15 protein-coding genes are annotated in these 15,438 nt (G+C 45.4%); 9 read left to right on the plus strand and 6 right to left on the minus strand.

Annotated elements, in window-relative coordinates:
- The first annotated feature begins 126 nt into the window (after positions 1-126).
- Genes GW12_RS13760 through dsbD form a run of 3 tightly spaced genes read left to right on the plus strand, consistent with a single transcriptional unit; the run spans position 127 to position 3,299 of the window.
- The gene (locus GW12_RS13760; RefSeq protein ID WP_034588607.1) at positions 127-672 is read left to right on the plus strand and encodes an ankyrin repeat domain-containing protein; all 546 of its coding nucleotides are present in this window, start codon (positions 127-129) and stop codon (positions 670-672) included.
- Positions 673-698: 26 nt separating this feature from the next.
- On the plus strand, positions 699-1,454 hold the full coding sequence (locus tag GW12_RS13765; RefSeq protein WP_034588609.1) for a transporter: 756 nt from the start codon (positions 699-701) through the stop codon (positions 1,452-1,454).
- An 18-nt stretch (positions 1,455-1,472) separates the two neighbouring features.
- Positions 1,473-3,299, plus strand: a complete 1,827-nt coding sequence (gene dsbD / locus GW12_RS13770) for a protein-disulfide reductase DsbD (protein WP_034588611.1) — start codon at positions 1,473-1,475, stop codon at positions 3,297-3,299.
- 30 nt (positions 3,300-3,329) lie between these two features.
- Here dsbD and GW12_RS13775 read toward each other — a convergent pair whose 3' ends face one another.
- Together GW12_RS13775 and GW12_RS13780 are read right to left on the minus strand one after the other, a co-directional pair.
- Complete coding sequence (locus GW12_RS13775) at positions 3,330-4,538, minus strand: GGDEF domain-containing protein (protein WP_034588614.1); 1,209 nt, start codon at positions 4,536-4,538, stop codon at positions 3,330-3,332.
- 276 nt (positions 4,539-4,814) lie between these two features.
- Positions 4,815-5,726, minus strand: a complete 912-nt coding sequence (locus tag GW12_RS13780) for an alpha/beta hydrolase (protein WP_034588615.1) — start codon at positions 5,724-5,726, stop codon at positions 4,815-4,817.
- A gap of 157 nt (positions 5,727-5,883) precedes the next feature.
- Between GW12_RS13780 and GW12_RS13785 the strand changes: the two genes are divergently transcribed.
- Entirely contained in the window at positions 5,884-6,321 is a 438-nt protein-coding gene (locus GW12_RS13785; RefSeq protein ID WP_034588617.1) for a DUF2147 domain-containing protein, read from the plus strand.
- Between the two features lie 69 nt (positions 6,322-6,390).
- Here GW12_RS13785 and GW12_RS13790 read toward each other — a convergent pair whose 3' ends face one another.
- Positions 6,391-6,741, minus strand: a complete 351-nt coding sequence (locus GW12_RS13790; RefSeq protein WP_034588620.1) for a Spx/MgsR family RNA polymerase-binding regulatory protein — start codon at positions 6,739-6,741, stop codon at positions 6,391-6,393.
- 466 nt (positions 6,742-7,207) lie between these two features.
- Positions 7,208-8,029: an exodeoxyribonuclease III gene (locus GW12_RS13795; protein ID WP_034588622.1), complete on the minus strand. Its 822-nt coding sequence runs from the start codon at positions 8,027-8,029 to the stop codon at positions 7,208-7,210.
- A 40-nt stretch (positions 8,030-8,069) separates the two neighbouring features.
- Between GW12_RS13795 and pyrE the strand changes: the two genes are divergently transcribed.
- Positions 8,070-8,720: an orotate phosphoribosyltransferase gene (gene pyrE / locus GW12_RS13800; RefSeq protein WP_034588625.1), complete on the plus strand. Its 651-nt coding sequence runs from the start codon at positions 8,070-8,072 to the stop codon at positions 8,718-8,720.
- A gap of 63 nt (positions 8,721-8,783) precedes the next feature.
- On the opposite strand, the gene GW12_RS13805 is transcribed toward pyrE, so the two are convergent.
- The gene (locus GW12_RS13805; RefSeq protein WP_034588627.1) at positions 8,784-9,008 is read right to left on the minus strand and encodes a DUF3565 domain-containing protein; all 225 of its coding nucleotides are present in this window, start codon (positions 9,006-9,008) and stop codon (positions 8,784-8,786) included.
- Between the two features lie 116 nt (positions 9,009-9,124).
- On the opposite strand from GW12_RS13805, the gene gshB reads away from it, so the two are divergent.
- Together gshB and GW12_RS13815 are read left to right on the plus strand one after the other, a co-directional pair.
- A complete protein-coding gene (gene gshB, locus GW12_RS13810; RefSeq protein WP_034588629.1) occupies positions 9,125-10,069 on the plus strand; it encodes a glutathione synthase in 945 nt (314 codons plus the stop codon).
- Positions 10,070-10,090: 21 nt separating this feature from the next.
- Positions 10,091-11,203 carry a phytanoyl-CoA dioxygenase family protein gene (locus GW12_RS13815; protein WP_161788393.1) on the plus strand — a complete coding sequence of 371 codons (1,113 nt, stop codon included), beginning with the start codon at positions 10,091-10,093 and terminating at the stop codon, positions 11,201-11,203.
- Between the two features lie 53 nt (positions 11,204-11,256).
- Here GW12_RS13815 and GW12_RS13820 read toward each other — a convergent pair whose 3' ends face one another.
- Positions 11,257-12,453: a CynX/NimT family MFS transporter gene (locus GW12_RS13820; RefSeq protein ID WP_034588631.1), complete on the minus strand. Its 1,197-nt coding sequence runs from the start codon at positions 12,451-12,453 to the stop codon at positions 11,257-11,259.
- 397 nt (positions 12,454-12,850) lie between these two features.
- On the opposite strand from GW12_RS13820, the gene murG reads away from it, so the two are divergent.
- The gene (gene murG, locus GW12_RS13825; protein ID WP_034588633.1) at positions 12,851-13,948 is read left to right on the plus strand and encodes an undecaprenyldiphospho-muramoylpentapeptide beta-N-acetylglucosaminyltransferase; all 1,098 of its coding nucleotides are present in this window, start codon (positions 12,851-12,853) and stop codon (positions 13,946-13,948) included.
- Between the two features lie 12 nt (positions 13,949-13,960).
- Positions 13,961-15,409, plus strand: a complete 1,449-nt coding sequence (murC, locus tag GW12_RS13830) for a UDP-N-acetylmuramate--L-alanine ligase (protein WP_034588635.1) — start codon at positions 13,961-13,963, stop codon at positions 15,407-15,409.
- Positions 15,410-15,438 lie beyond the last annotated feature (29 nt).

Raw genomic sequence — 15,438 nt, forward strand, 5'->3', positions numbered from 1 at the left:
CTTAACTGACTGGCATTACCCATCGGGGGCTTTTTTCAATTTTAGACAAAATAAACTGATGAGAATAAAAACAAATCCCTCTTTATTCGGCATAATAAGTGAAAACGAATTGAAGTGAGCTCCATCATGTTAACTGCGCAACAACAACTTTTTGTGCAAGCCCTAGAAGAACTGAATCTGGAACTGGTGAAAAAGCTCCTGGCAGATGGACTCAATCCGAATTTTATTGATATGGAAAAAGGTCCAGCAATTTCAGTCTGGTCTGATGGCTTGTTTAAATGGTGGGAAGAAGTCTGTGAGGCTTATGAAGCTGGACAGGCACTTTCTAGCGAAGAAAAACAGCAAAAACTGCAGGTGCATCTGGATATTCTGGATGCCCTGATCAAAGCTAAGGTCAATCTGCATCTGTGGGATGCTGAAGAAATGTATGGCCCGCTTTGGGATGCCGCTAGCGCCGCCTGTGTACCTGCCGTGCAGCGACTGCTGGATGAAAAGGTCGATCCAAATACCAAAGATGAAGATGGTCTGACCATCCTGTCCTCGATCTGTGACCTGTTCTTTGATTGCGACTTTGATGAAGTGAACTGGGCCGAAGCGCTGGAAGAGGAAAAACAGACTTTAGAATTGCTACGTAGCCGTGGCGCGAAAATGTCCAAGGAACTTGGAAAATAGGCTAGGAATATAAAGAGTACGTATTTATGACAACATTGAAGACATTGGGTTTAGTGATGCTCGCGGGAGCAAGCATGCAGGCATTTGCAGCTGATTTTGCCTTTGACCGTCCGGGTACCGGTTTTAGTACCACAACCACTCCGGTAGGCCAACTGGCCTGGGAACAAGGATTGCCTTCTGCGACCTATCGTGAATCAGGTGACGTACATACCACTACACTTAATGCCGATATGTTGTTGCGTACTGGTTTAACCGACAGCTTGGAATTACAAATGGGCTGGGATGGTCCAAGCTGGGCTAAAGTCCGTGAGCATGGCGTAAAAGTTGAAGATGATGGTCTAGGCGATGTCAGCATTGGTCTGAAAAAAGCCATCAATCTGGATGATGAAAAACTGTCGATGGCTGTGCTGGCAGAAGCCGTGATTGCAACCGGAAACCAGGGCTTTAGCAACGATGAAGATATCTACAGTCTGAGTTCAGCCGTAGCCTATCAGTACAGTGATTTGATCAATACATCCATTACCATGCGTTATGAATGGCAGGATGATCAATGGGCAGTGCAGGCTGTTCCAACCTTGGAATATAAAATTACCGATAAGCTCTCTGGTTTCTCGGAATTTGTCTATCGCAAGGCAGAAAGCCAGGACTATGAATATGGACTCGGTTCAGGTGTGATGTATGCACTAAATGACCGCGTGCAGCTGGATGCCAGTGTCGATGTTGACCTGAATGGTTCAGACAAGAGCTACAAGTCAGGACTGGGTGTTTCCTTCCTTTTCTAAGGACAGCAAGCCATTACCATGGATGTGAGCAAACTGAAAAGCTGGTTTCATTCTGGCTGCCGGATTTTATTCAGCGGCCTGCTGCTGAGTACTATAGTACAGGCAGAAGCATCGTTGCTATCTCCGGAGCAAGCTTTCCCATTCACGGTGATTTCTACCAGTGCGCAGCAGGCGGAACTAAGCTGGGATATTCCTGATAATTATTACCTCTATCAGCATAAGGTTGAAGTCCAGCAGGGTGGTCAGACCCTGCGGTTAAACCTGCCACCTGCTGAGGACCTGCATGATGATAATTACGGCCAAACCAAGGTTTATTATCAGCAACTCAAATTCACTATTCCAACCGAGGCTTCGCAAAGCTATCGGGTCAGCTGGCAAGGCTGTGCTAAAGATCGTCTCTGCTATCCACCACAAAGCATCGAGTTTAAAACTGATTTGTCCGGCCTGGTGCAATATCTACCCGCCGAGACAACACAAAAACGCTTACTGGATTTCAACAGTTCAGCAGTTGAGCAAAATACCCTTCTTGACAGTACTGAAGCAGAACGTACGGATCAGCCTCTCAGCAGTAATCTCAATGACACGGATGCAGTCGCCAAGGATCAGAAATGGTCAGCACGTCTGGCGGAAAACTCGCTGGCATATAGCCTGTTGTTATTCTTTGGTTTAGGCATGTTGCTGGCCTTTACCCCATGTTCCCTGCCAATGATTCCAATCTTGACCTCATTGATTGTGAGGGATCGACGTGGTTTACAGGCCTGGATGATTGCCTTGAGTTTTGTCATCAGCATGGCGCTGGTTTATGCGGTATTGGGCCTGATCGCGTCATCTGCCGGACTGAATTTTCAGCGCTGGTTACAGCAGCCGGCAACTTTAATTGCTTTTAGTTTGCTATTTGTGGTGTTTGCTCTGAACCTGTTTGGCCTGTTTGAAATCAAGCTGCCACAGCGACTGGTGCATCAACTGGATCGGGTACAGGCGATGCAGCAGGGTGGCACCTTGGTGAGTGCCAGTATCATGGGGATGGTATCAGCACTTCTGGTCGGGCCATGTATGACCGCACCATTGGCAGGTGCTTTGTTATTTATTTCCCAGACCCAGAGTCAATGGCAGGGAGCTTTGCTATTGTTTACTTTGGGTTTTGGCATGGGTACGCCGTTGCTGCTAGCCAGTGTTTTAGGTTCACGTATTTTGCCACGAGCTGGACACTGGATGAATCAGATCAAGGTGCTATTTGCTTTTATCATGCTGGCACTGGCGCTGTATTTTATCCGTCCGCTGATTTCTGAAGCGGCTTTGCAATGGCTGTCACTCGGGCTAGGCTTAAGCTTTGTGGCTTATCTGTTGGCATGCCTGTTTTGGAAAAATACCGGACTGCGATGGCTGTATATCATTAGTCTCGTGATTGCTGTGCCTTATATTGGCTATAGCCAGTATCAGCACAGCCAGCGATTTTTTGTCGAGACCAGTCCGCAGCAGGCCAACTGGCATATTGCCCAGACTGGGGCAGAATTTGAAAAGTTACTGGATGCTGTACCAAAAGGGCAAAAAGTTATTATTGATGTCTATGCCGACTGGTGTGTGGCCTGCCAGCCGATTGAACAGCGTATTTTAAAATCTAATAATGTGCAGGCGGCTTTGGCACCGTATTTCCTGATCAAGCTGGATCTCAGCCATTATGATGCAACCCATCAATCACTATTAAACCAATGGGAAATTTTAGGGCCACCAACGTATTTATTCTTAAATACGGAACAGCAGGAAGTGCGTAACCTGCGTTTGACCGGAGCATTTACTGAAAAAGAATTGCTGGCCCAGCTACAGCGTTTTGAACAGTCAAATTAAGCTTAGAGATAACCGTAAAGCCTAAAAAACTTAAGCGGAATCAGGATGTAATTGAGTGCTGTTTTCAAAGGACTGGTTATATGCTTTGACCAGATTTCGACCACAGGCTTTGGCCTGATACAAGGCCTTGTCTGCTTGACTCAGCAGCTGTTGAGGACGTAGATTCGGACTGGAGAGAGCAATCCCAAAACTTGCTGTCACCGGAATACGTTCGCCTTCATCGCTAAAGATTTCAATCTGCTGGATCGCAGCACGGCAGCGTTCTGCCACCTGACGGGCTTTTTCCAGATTGGAGTTTTTCAGCACCAGAATAAATTCTTCTCCACCAAAACGCCCGACCACATCACTTTCACGCAGCAATTGAGTCAGTACATGACTGACCCGAATCAGGGTTTCATCACCTTTGTCATGACCATAGTGGTCATTAATTTTCTTGAAATGATCCAGATCCAGTAACACCAGTGCATAGCTTTCCGGTGTTTGATTATTTAGTGCATCCAGACACTGGTTGATGCTGCGGCGGTTAAACAGGTTGGTCAACGGATCAATCTGGCTCAGGTGCTGGATCAGTTTTTCGCGATGCCGCCATTGACTGAGCAGAATTTCAAATAGCACCAGACAGATGGCAAGAATTGGCAGAATAAAATAAAACATGGATGCCAGCCAGAAACCATTAAAAAAGAGTTTCTCTTCAATGGTAAACACAGGGGCATAAGCCAGCTGATTGGTATAACTTAAATAACCACAGACTGTCAGAAAAATAGAGGCCGGAATCAGCATGCTATAGACCAGCACACGAGGGAAGAGGACCAAACCTACAGTGACCAGACTAACATAAGCAATCATGGAAACCGGACTCACCACCCCGACCACATAGGCATCACGGCAGAGAGAAAAGACAAATATTCCAATCGCAAAGAAGGGCAGATAGCGCTCAACCTGAAGGTTGTTGCGGAACTTATAGCAAGGATAGATCAGGAAAATCAGAATCAGCAGAAAGATGCTATTGGTACTGACCTGTTGTCGCACGATACTGGTATCGACATATTGCCAGTATTGTGGATTCAGTAGAACAAAGATATCCCAGATAAGCCAGCTCACATGAATGCCACAACCGAGCGCTAGCATGAGGATGCATTTTTTTAAAACTCCCCAATTCATCACCACTTCATCTTCGACCAGATACTTGGTGATTTTGTGCTTAAAAATAGCCTGCGTGGCGGGTGAAACGGGCTTCATACAAAGCGGATTCCCACAATAACCCAGTATGAAAATAACTGGCTAGAATTATGAATATGTTTTTATATCTGATAGTTAAGATAACAGGATTATGGTAAAAAGAGAATGTGTGAATTTTGTCCACAAGGGTCATTTTTCGCTTGTATGTAACCTAAAATGATAGGTGAATGCTAAGCCTGTAACAGGATAGAAAGCAGTTTGTAATATTTTTAGCGTTTTCTGAAATTTGCCGAATGGAAAATTTTTTCTATCCTGAAGATGGAGCGGGTAAACAAATCAGTCTTGATCGAGACGATGGGCAAAGTCGGCAAGCTCAGCTAAGGCTTGGCGTGCCTCCTCAAACCAGGCGCTAAACATCTGGAAGTTATGCCACATGCCGGTATAGAGTTTGAATTCGACATGCACGCCCGCTTCCTCAGCCTTGTCACGTAGGCGCTGGGCATCATCCATCAGGATTTCCTTGGAACCAACCTGAATCAGCATCGGCGGCAAACCGCTTAAGTCAGCAAAATAGGGGGAAACTTCCGGATCACTCGGATCGACTGAAGATGGTAGGTAATACCCAATTCCGGTTTCTAGTGCATCGATCGAGAGTAGGGCATCATGAACCTGGTTATAACGCAGGGATTCACTGGTCAGGGTCAGATCAACAAAGGGTGACATCAGGATTAGCCCGCTCGGCAATGGTAACCCCAGATCTTTGAGCTTTAAGGCCAAGGTAAGAGCCAGATTGGCACCACAGGAATCTCCAGACAGAATGATGTCTTTGGCCTGAATGCCCTGATCAAGGAGTTCCGTATACACCTGAAAGAGGGCATCCGATGCTGCCGGATAAGGCGCTTCCGGCGCCAGTGGGTAATCGACATGCAGCACCTGCATCTGAGTACGGGCTGCAATCTGGGTCATAAAAGCACGATGGGTATTCAGCGAACCAGCAAAGAAAGCTCCCCCATGGATATGAAAAATTAGCTGGGTCGCCTCACTTTGCGGTTTGATTTCTTCAGCATTTAAACCCGCCAGTTTCAGAGAACGGATCTGAACATTTTTGTCCTGTGGAAACAGTTTGCACAGTTGTTCCAGGGCTTTGCGCTGGGTGGTAGGTGGGAGATTAAACTGGCTCGGTTTGCGAATTGTAGTTTTAAGAAAAGCTTCTGTAATCAATTGTTTCGTAAGGGGGCTCATCTTCATTTTCTTTCCATCTTTTTATGTTTCCATTGGTCTTGTGAGTTATTTACCAACAATATTTACAAGGTTACACTAAACGGTCACGTGCAAAAATTGATAAATTGTTGTGACTTAATTAATACTACAACAGTCTAATCACAGACTAGGGAAAGAAACAAAAATGAAAAAGATAGCGCTTGTGTTAGGATTACTGGGTTTAAGTGCATTGGCGAATGCTGCAGATCCATTAAATGGAACACTCTGGAAAACGATTGATGACAAAACCAAACAGCCAAAAGCGATTGTGAAATTTACCGAGCAAAGCAACGGTACTTTAAGTGCGAGCATCCAGAAAGTGTTAACGAAAGGTGAGGAAAATGCCTGCACCACTTGTGAAGGCCCATACCATAACAAATCGCTGAAAGGTTTAACAATTGTAAAAGGCCTGAAAAATGTTGGCGGTACAGAATATGACAGCGGTTCGATTCTGGATCCAAAAACAGGCAAGACTTATAAACTAAAAGGTCAACTGACAGATGGTGGCAAGAAGCTTGAATTACGTGGCTTCATCGGTGTAGCTGCACTAGGCCGTAACCAGACCTGGATTCGCGCGAACTAATCTTTTGCTAGCATTCATTTAAAAGCCTGACATCGATCAGGCTTTTTTTATTTTTCAAATTTGAATTTTTTATTTTTTCAGCGCCTGATAGGCGGCTTCATCAAAGCCGGCAATATAAGCTGCACCTGTATTGAGGATTGGACGTTTGATCAGACTGGTATGGGTGGTGAGTGCCTGAATCAGATTCTCTTCACTAGCTAAGGCAGTTTGTTGTTCTTCTTCGCTGAGTTTGTGCCAGGTCGTGCCTTTTTTATTCAGTACCACATCCTGACCTAAGGCATCTAGCCAGGTTTTTACGGTTTCAGCATCAATACCTTGTTTTTTATAGTCATGGAATTCATAGCTCAGACCGAGTTCAGTCAGCAGGTCAAAGGCTTTTTTCATGGAGTTGCAGTTTTTAATACCATAAATTTTTAACATCTTGATCACCTATCGTTTCTCTGCCGATAGCTTAGCGAAATTTGTTAAACAGGCATATGACTGTGAATTTAGAGATATAAAAATTTACCTGAAAAAAGAGCAGAGGAGCGCGCTGTCATCAGACTGACACCTTGATCAAGCAAAATAGCGATAAGAGTAAAGAAGTTGAATCAAACAATGGGAAAAAATTTCAGGTACCACAATGAGAAAACCCGCATCCAATCTTCCTGATTATGCGGGTCTCATCTTAACGTCCGTTGTCACATCCATGAAAACAAGCTATATCTAGTTTGTTTTTTAATTCTTCCTACGGCGTCCTGTCCTTTTGTTGTCATCCTGACATGTCCCTGTGCCGTGTGACTATAATGCTATGGATGCGATTGTAAAAATAGCTGGAAATACCGTATTGTTTTGTAAGTCATCATGACTTATTGAGTGAACGATTGTTCACTAAGTGTAAAGCGTGTTAATCTAGCTTATAGTCAATAATCACTGGAGCATGGTCGCTAAACCATTCATCTTTATAGACCCAAGCATTCACCGTACGTACTTTCCAGTCTGGCGAGCAGGCTTGATAGTCAATTCGCCAGCCTACGTTTTTAGCCCGAGCCTGACCACGGTTCGACCACCATGAATATAGCTCTGCTTCCTTACGCACCTCACGGAAAGTATCGACATAACCTAATTCGTAATAAATATGATCCAGCCAGGCACGTTCATGTGGTAAGCAGCCGGAAGCTTTCTGGTTGCCTGACCAGTTTTTAATGTCGATACGTTTATGCACGATGTTGTAGTCACCGCAGACAATGATAGATTTATCTTCATCCCGCCACTGTTTCAGGATCTTTTTATATTCTTCCAGAAAGTGGTCTTTGCGCGCCTGAGCCTCTTCACCCGATGAACCGGAGGGTAGGTATAAAGAACAGATATAGGCAGGTTTATCCAGGCCCAGATCAAATTCTGCCGAGATAAAGCGGCCTTGAGAATCTGCCAGTTCAAAACCCAGACCATCGGTAATGGAAACAAAAGGCAGGCGGCTATAAATCGCTGTACCGGCATAGCCAGGACGCTCTGCCGGGAACAGGTGTGTATACCAGCCTTCAGGCTTGAATTTATCGGTCCACTGCGCATGGGTAATTCGGCTTTCTTGCATGCAAATCACGTCAGCATCCGATTTTTCCATCCATTCCAGCAGGCCTTTGGTCACGGATGAACGTAAGCCGTTGACATTAATTGAAACGACACGAAGAATTTTTTGATCACCTGGATAGCTACTCTTTGGTATCATGCGCAAGTCTTACCTTAATTAATGGATTTAGGAGCACCTCATGTCAACGCCAGCTCAGTTTAACCCGCAAGCTTTTATCGAACTCGCATTATCACGCGGTGTGCTTAAATTTGGTGAGTTTACTTTAAAATCAGGTCGTGTGAGTCCTTATTTTTTTAATGCGGGTTTGTTGAATGATGGTGAAGCCTTGTCGCTACTGGCTTCTGGCTATGCAGCAAAATTGGTGGAATGTGACAATGTCGAAGTGATCTTTGGCCCTGCATATAAAGGCATTCCATTTGTTGCAGCAACTGCTGTGGCATTATCACAAAATCATGGCGTGAGTGTGCCATGGGGGTTTAACCGTAAAGAAGCCAAAGATCATGGTGAAGGCGGCGTGTTGGTCGGTGCTGCGGTACAAGGTAAAAAAGTCTGGATCATTGATGATGTGATTACTGCAGGTACTGCGATTCGTGAAGTGGTAACCATCCTGAAAAATGCTGGTGCGCAAATTGCGGGTGTACTGGTAGCACTAGACCGTCAGGAAAAAGGCCAAGGTGAACTGTCTGCAATTCAGGAAGTGCAAAAAGAACTGGAAATTCCAGTGCATGCACTGATCACAATGAAAGACCTGATGGATTATCTAGATGCGAAAGACGATAAAGAAGCGCTGGCAAAAATGGAAGCATACCGTGTGAAATATGGTATCTAAGATTTCTTAGTTCTTAGAGAGTCATAGAAAGGAAGCGAAAGCTTCCTTTTTTTGTTTTTAATTTCATTTTAAGGAACACGAGGGATTAACTTCAGAGTTCTTTTCTTCCTCACATTTCTTGCAGTCCAATTTCATCCCTAACTTTTCCTTACGACCCGCTTCAGTCATGACCCAAGGGCGGTTTTGCCAAGGCGGATCATGCCGTACATGCTGGTCATGTCCACAGACAAGCTCAGCGACCCAATGATTTTCCTCATCTAAATGAAAACCGACAATGGCTTGCAGCATTTTCATTCCTCTTTAAACACATGAATGCATACATACTCATGCAAAATCTGAATAAACAAAAGAATAATCTCGGCTATACTCATTGCCAAATTCATTTTTAGAAAAGAGCCAAAGATATGCGCGTACTTGTTGTGATGGATCCCATCGAAAATGTAAACCTGAAAAAAGATTCAACCATGGCGATGCTATGGGCAGCCGCACGCCGTGGCCATGAATTGGGTTATGCATTACAGCAAGATTTGTATATTGATCAGGGCAAGGCCTTTGGTCTGATTGCACCATTACAGGTGTTTGAAGATTATGAGCATTACTATGAATTGGGTGAAAAGCGAAAGGAATCTATTGCAGCCTATGATGTGGTGCTGATGCGTAAAGATCCACCTTTCGACATGAATTTTGTTTACACCACCTATATTCTGGAACAGGCGGAACGTGAGGGTGCGTGGATTATTAACAAGCCGCAAAGCCTGCGCGACTGTAATGAAAAACTGTTTGCGACCCAATTCCCGGAATTGCAGGTCCCAACACTGGTGACTTCACAGGAAAGCCTGATCCGTGAATTCCTGAAAGAGCATGGCGATGTGATCGTGAAACCACTCGATGGCATGGGTGGTATGGGGATTTTTCGTCTGTTTCAGGATGGTGTAAATATTGGTTCAACCATCGAGATTCTGACCAATAACGGAACCCAGCCTATCATGGCACAGCGTTATATCCCGGAAATTGTGGAAGGAGATAAACGTATCCTGATGGTCAATGGTGAGCCGGTACCTTACTGCCTAGCACGTATCCCGCAAAATGGTGAAGTACGCGGTAACCTGGCCGCTGGTGGTCTGGGAAAGGCACGTCCTTTAAGTGAAAATGACAAACTGATTGCTGCGAAAGTTGGTCCATTCCTGCGTGAAAAAGGTCTGGTTTTTGTGGGTCTGGATGTGATTGGTAACTACGTGACAGAAATCAATGTCACCAGCCCAACCTGTATCCGTGAAATTGATACCCAGTTTGGTACTTCAATTGCAGATGATCTGTTTGATGTACTGGAAGCAGGTATTAAAAAATAATAACTAAACCGAGAGTTTATTGTGTTTTCATCTATTCAACGCATCTGGGGGAATGCACAGTTCCAAACTGTCGTCCAGGAGCTGAAAAAAGTGGCTCAAGCCAATCCGAAAAAGTTTGCAGCAGATGCTGTGACACTTTTCGGTACAGCTAAAAGCTTTGAATCTCATTCCATTATTGGCAATAAAACTCTAAATACCTTGGGGTTGCACCGTTTCCGGGTGAAGCAGGCAGCAAAACTCGCTGAATCCCGTCGGGAAAAGTTGGCGAAATACCTCGGCACAGATGAAGTTGAGTTCTTTCAGCAAAATGGTTTTATTTTAAAAGAGAATTTTTTGCCTGAAGATGAGTTTGAAGCTTTATCTAAAGAGTTATTGGAAACGGCTTTGGATACCCGTGAAACTTTGCAGGGTGATACGGTAACACGCCGGATGGCACTGGATGGTCAGGCACTTAAGCAACTACCGCATACCAAGCGCTTGCTTGAAAGTAAGCATTGGCGTGCACTTTTAAACTATGTGAACAGTTCCAAAGTACAGCCCATGTATTACGTGCAAGTGATTATTTCCCATGTACGTAAAGGCCGTCCTGATCCTCAAACCAATCTGCACAGTGATACCTTTCATTCAAATATGAAAGCTTGGCTATTTTTAACAGATGTGGCTGAAGATGAGGGACCATTTGTGTATGTACCTGGTTCGCACATCTTGAATGAAAAGCGCTTAGCATGGGAATATCAGCGTTCGATTGCTGTTAATCCAAAGACTGATGCCATGAGCCGCCGCGGTTCTTTGCGTATTCAACCCAATGAGTTGGCTGAACTCGGTTATGGTCAGCCTCAGGCTTTTGCAGTCAAGAAAAATACTCTGGTGATTGCAGATACTTACGGTTTTCATGCACGCGGGCCGAGTGTACGACCATCGACACGGATAGAGCTTTGGGCATATGGACGCCGTAGTCCATTCTTACCTTGGATTGGTCTACATCCACTGGCACTGCCAGTAATCAAAGACCGTTTAATTCCTTGGTATTGGAAAGGTTTGGATTATCTGGAACAGAAATACCAGCGTAAAAACCCATGGCGTAAAGTCGGTAAGCTGCTAGCAACCGATGAAGCTGTGGTAAAAACCAAATAAATTTTTTATCCATTAAAAGCAAAAATAAAAAGAGCCTCAATCGAGGCTCTTTTTTATGCAGTTTGCCGTCTAAACAGATAACCGCTCATCAGCAAACCGAGAACTGAAAGACAGGTAGTGACCAAGGCGATATTGCTCCATTGCCCGGTGGCTGAAACTAGCGATGCGCTGAGTGGCGGGATAAAAAACTGGGCACAGGCGGAGACTTGAATCACCAGTCCTACGCTCGCCGCGGCAGCATTGGACCGAGGTGCATATTTTAGAGTAATGGCAAATACGGTAGTGGGAATGATCCCGCCAACCAGAGAAAATAGGATGGCACTCAGTACCTGTAATTCCAGCATCAACCACGAACGTGCAGCAAAGGCCAGAAAACTGGTCAGCATCATGGTGATAAAGCCGGTCCAGAGCAGGGTTTTCGGCTGCCAGCCACGTTGCAGTAACATGCCGGCACCAAAGGTTCCACCAAGATTAGAAAGTACGACCAAAGAAGCCAGCATGCCGGCAATTTTCAGATCAATCCGGTCTGCCACATACATACTTGGCAAGAAGCCGGTGACGGTTAGCCACTGGCTGGTATAGCAGGCAAAAATCACCGCCAGACACAGAATCGGTGGATGAGTAATGGTGACACGGACAATTTCCCAAAAGGAAGAAGTCGTTGCAGGTGTAGCAGCTTGAGTTGCGGGAGTTTGTAATTCAAGATGTAGATAACGCTGTACCATCAGGGCAATCAGCAGGCATAATCCACCCAGTAAAGCCCAGATAGTCTGCCAGTTTAGCCACTCCAATAGTACCGGAATACACAGCACTGCCAGACTGACCCCGACGCCCATATAGGAGCTCCACAATCCCATCTTGAAATTCAGATGCTCTGGTCGGCTGATCCGTTTCAGAATCGCTGGGGCACAGAGGGAAATGGTCAGAAAACCGATGCCTTCAGTAAAACGGAAGAAATATAGTGCAGCGACATGCTGAATCCAGAGTCCGGCCATACTACTAAAGCCTAAAATCAGTAACGCGAGAATCAGGCAGCGTTTCAGCCCAAATCTTTCCGAAAAGGCGCCAATACTGAGGGCAAAGAGCATGCCAGCCCCTTGGACCAGAGACAGAGAAAAACCGGCTTGGGTAAAGCTGAGTCCCAAGTCTTGTTGCAGGATCGGAATCACGGCAGAAAGCTTGCCTGCATGAATCGCTGCCAAATAGCCAGCCAGGATTACCGAGCTGTCGTGCACTGAAATTCTGGACATAAGTCAGGTTTAATCCATAAAATCAATCTGTTCAGATATTTGTGTAAATTAAGAAAATGCATAAATAGCATACAACTTCATTATTTTTCATATGATTTAGTTATAAGTTGATACTTAAAATTAATGGATATACTGAGTAATTTAAGCGGTGAGATGTTAACTGAAACAGGCAGGGAAAATAGAGAAAAGCCGAAGCAAAAAAAGGTTTTTCAATAAAAATTGATGAAAAATGCAGACCTGATGACAAATACAGTTTAAACTTCAAAAACGCGTGAAAAAAAACAATGAAGTGCTTCGTGAAATAAAGTAAATAAACTTTCATGCCTAGGCGTTTGTGATTACAATTGACGACTTAAATCCTATTCCCCATTTTATTTTAGAATTGAAGAATTAGACCGTGACCGACGCTCCGCAAAAACAGCCTAAACATGTCATGATGATGGCCGCAGGTACCGGTGGACATGTATTTCCAGCTTTAGCTGTTGCAAAAGATTTACAACAACAAGGGATCGAAGTGTCCTGGTTAGCGACTCCGGCGGGCATGGAAAACCGATTATTAAAAAATCACAATATTCCAATTTATCAGATTGATATCCAGGGAGTGCGCGGTAATGGCATCGTACGCAAACTGGCTGCACCGTTCAAGATTCTGAAAGCGACACTCAGCGCCATGAAATACATGAAGCAGCTGAACGTGGATGCCGTTGCCGGCTTTGGTGGCTATGTCGCAGGTCCGGGTGGTCTGGCAGCGCGTATGCTGGGTATTCCCGTGATTATTCATGAGCAAAATGCGGTCGCCGGTTTTACCAATACCCAGCTATCACGTATCGCCAAAACGGTGTGCCAGGCATTTCCTAATACTTTTCCAGCACAGGATAAGGTGGTCACTACGGGAAATCCGGTACGCAAGGAAATCACCCAAATTCTGAATCCATCTTGGCGTTATCAGGAACGTGAAAAAGCCGGTGAACCATTACGTATTTTAATCGTGGGTGGTTCACTAGGGGCACAGGCACTGAATGAACGTGTGCCTGAAGCCTTAAAACAGCTGAATATTCCACTGAATGTTTATCATCAGTGTGGTCAAAATCATGCCGATGCCACCCGTGCACGTTATGTGGATAAGCCGGATACGTTGCAGGTCGAAGTGCAGCCGTTTATTGAAGATATGGCCCAAGCCTATAGCGATGCCGATCTAATCATTTGCCGTGCCGGTGCATTGACCGTCACCGAAATTGCCACAGCCGGTGTAGCGGCGATTTTTGTGCCGCTACCAAGTGCGGTGGACGATCACCAGACTGCAAATGCAAAGTTTCTGGCCGACCTGGGTGCAGCAAAAATCTGCCCGCAGGCGACTATGACCCCAGACAGTTTAAAAGCGCTGCTCGAACCGATGCTCAATCGCCAGCTCCTGATGGAAATGGCTGTGAAAGCACGTCGTCAGGCTCAACCCGATGCAACCCAACATGTGGTTCGTTTAATTCAAGAATTGTAAACCGAGTAAATTATGTCTCCATCAACCCCAGCTGACCAAGCGAAAAAGTTAATTAAAGTGCCAGAAATGCGCCGTATCAAACACATTCACTTTGTGGGGATTGGTGGTGCAGGGATGTGCGGTATTGCCGAAGTATTGCAAAACCAGGGCTACAAAGTTTCTGGTTCGGATATCAAGGCCTCGAAGACCACAGCACAACTCGAAGAAAATGGTATCAAGGTCTATATCGGTCATGCTGCGGAAAATATTCAGGGCGCGAATGTAATCGTCGTGTCGACTGCGATTGACCCTGAAAACCCGGAAATCAAGGCTGCAGTAGAAAAACGTATTCCGGTAGTGCGCCGTGCGGAAATGCTTGGTGAACTCATGCGTTACCGTCACGGCATCGCCGTTGCAGGTACACATGGTAAAACTACTACCACAAGTCTAGTGACTTGTATGCTGGCGGAAGAAAATCTTGACCCAACCTATGTGATCGGTGGTTTGCTGAACCGTACAGGTGTCAATGCTGCACTGGGTGCCAGTCGTTATATTGTGGCAGAGGCGGATGAGTCTGATGCTTCTTTCCTGTATCTGCAACCAATGGCTGCGATTGTGACCAATATCGATGCTGACCATATGGATACTTATGGTGGTAGCTTCGATGTACTGAAAGATACTTTCGTACAGTTTCTGCAAAAACTGCCGTTCTACGGTCTGGCAGTGGTATGTGGCGATGATGCCAATATCCGTGAAATCATGCCGCGTATTGGCCGTCCAGTGGTGACTTACGGTTTTAATGAAGATAACGACATCCGTGCAGTGGATATTGAACAGGATGGTATGTGTTCACACTTTACGGTGTTGCGTAAAGACCGTGAACCACTCCGTGTTACCATCAATATGCCAGGTGCACATAACATCCTGAATTCATTGGCAGCGATTGGCATTGCAACGGATGAAGGTGTATCCGATGGTGCCATCTGTCGTGCATTGGAAGGCTTTAGCGGTGTCGGCCGTCGCTTCCAGGTACAAGGTCAGTTCGAAATAGAAGGCGGGGATGTGAAGCTGGTGGATGACTATGGTCACCATCCGAAAGAAGTAGAAGCCACCATTAAAGCAGCACGTGCCAGCCACCCGGACCGCCGTCTGGTAATGATGTTCCAGCCACACCGTTTTACCCGTACCCGTGACTGTTTTGAAGACTTTGTGGAAGTGCTTTCTCAAGTTGATCAGTTGTTGTTACTGGAAGTATATCCAGCAGGGGAGAAGCCAATTGTTGGTGCGGACAGTCGTGCCTTGGCACGTAGTATCCGTTTGCGTGGGGAAGTGGAGCCAATCCTGATTGATCCAGTCGAAGGAAACCTGAGCAACGTCATGAAAAATGTGCTAAAAGCAAATGATCTGTTGCTGACCCAAGGTGCTGGTAATGTCGGTGCAATTTCAATTGAACTTGCACAGAATAATTTATACATCAAATAGTCGCTTAATGTGGCTTAAAATAGAATTGA

Source organism: Acinetobacter sp. HR7, from assembly GCF_000773685.1.
GTDB classification, from domain to species: Bacteria; Pseudomonadota; Gammaproteobacteria; order Pseudomonadales; family Moraxellaceae; genus Acinetobacter; species Acinetobacter thermotolerans.

What these genes read in the sequence shown, in the direction of transcription:
- GW12_RS13775 (WP_034588614.1), bottom strand. Translation starts at nt 4,538, where the DNA reads ATGAAGCCCGTTTCACCCGCCACGCAGGCTATTTTTAAGCACAAAATC.
- GW12_RS13805 (WP_034588627.1), bottom strand. Translation starts at nt 9,008, where the DNA reads ATGCTGCAAGCCATTGTCGGTTTTCATTTAGATGAGGAAAATCATTGG.
- GW12_RS13765 (WP_034588609.1), top strand. Translation starts at nt 699, where the DNA reads ATGACAACATTGAAGACATTGGGTTTAGTGATGCTCGCGGGAGCAAGC.
- GW12_RS13780 (WP_034588615.1), bottom strand. Translation starts at nt 5,726, where the DNA reads ATGAAGATGAGCCCCCTTACGAAACAATTGATTACAGAAGCTTTTCTT.
- GW12_RS13790 (WP_034588620.1), bottom strand. Translation starts at nt 6,741, where the DNA reads ATGTTAAAAATTTATGGTATTAAAAACTGCAACTCCATGAAAAAAGCC.
- GW12_RS13820 (WP_034588631.1), bottom strand. Translation starts at nt 12,453, where the DNA reads ATGTCCAGAATTTCAGTGCACGACAGCTCGGTAATCCTGGCTGGCTAT.
- dsbD (WP_034588611.1), top strand. Translation starts at nt 1,473, where the DNA reads ATGGATGTGAGCAAACTGAAAAGCTGGTTTCATTCTGGCTGCCGGATT.
- gshB (WP_034588629.1), top strand. Translation starts at nt 9,125, where the DNA reads ATGCGCGTACTTGTTGTGATGGATCCCATCGAAAATGTAAACCTGAAA.
- GW12_RS13795 (WP_034588622.1), bottom strand. Translation starts at nt 8,029, where the DNA reads ATGATACCAAAGAGTAGCTATCCAGGTGATCAAAAAATTCTTCGTGTC.
- GW12_RS13785 (WP_034588617.1), top strand. Translation starts at nt 5,884, where the DNA reads ATGAAAAAGATAGCGCTTGTGTTAGGATTACTGGGTTTAAGTGCATTG.
- pyrE (WP_034588625.1), top strand. Translation starts at nt 8,070, where the DNA reads ATGTCAACGCCAGCTCAGTTTAACCCGCAAGCTTTTATCGAACTCGCA.
- GW12_RS13760 (WP_034588607.1), top strand. Translation starts at nt 127, where the DNA reads ATGTTAACTGCGCAACAACAACTTTTTGTGCAAGCCCTAGAAGAACTG.
- murC (WP_034588635.1), top strand. Translation starts at nt 13,961, where the DNA reads ATGTCTCCATCAACCCCAGCTGACCAAGCGAAAAAGTTAATTAAAGTG.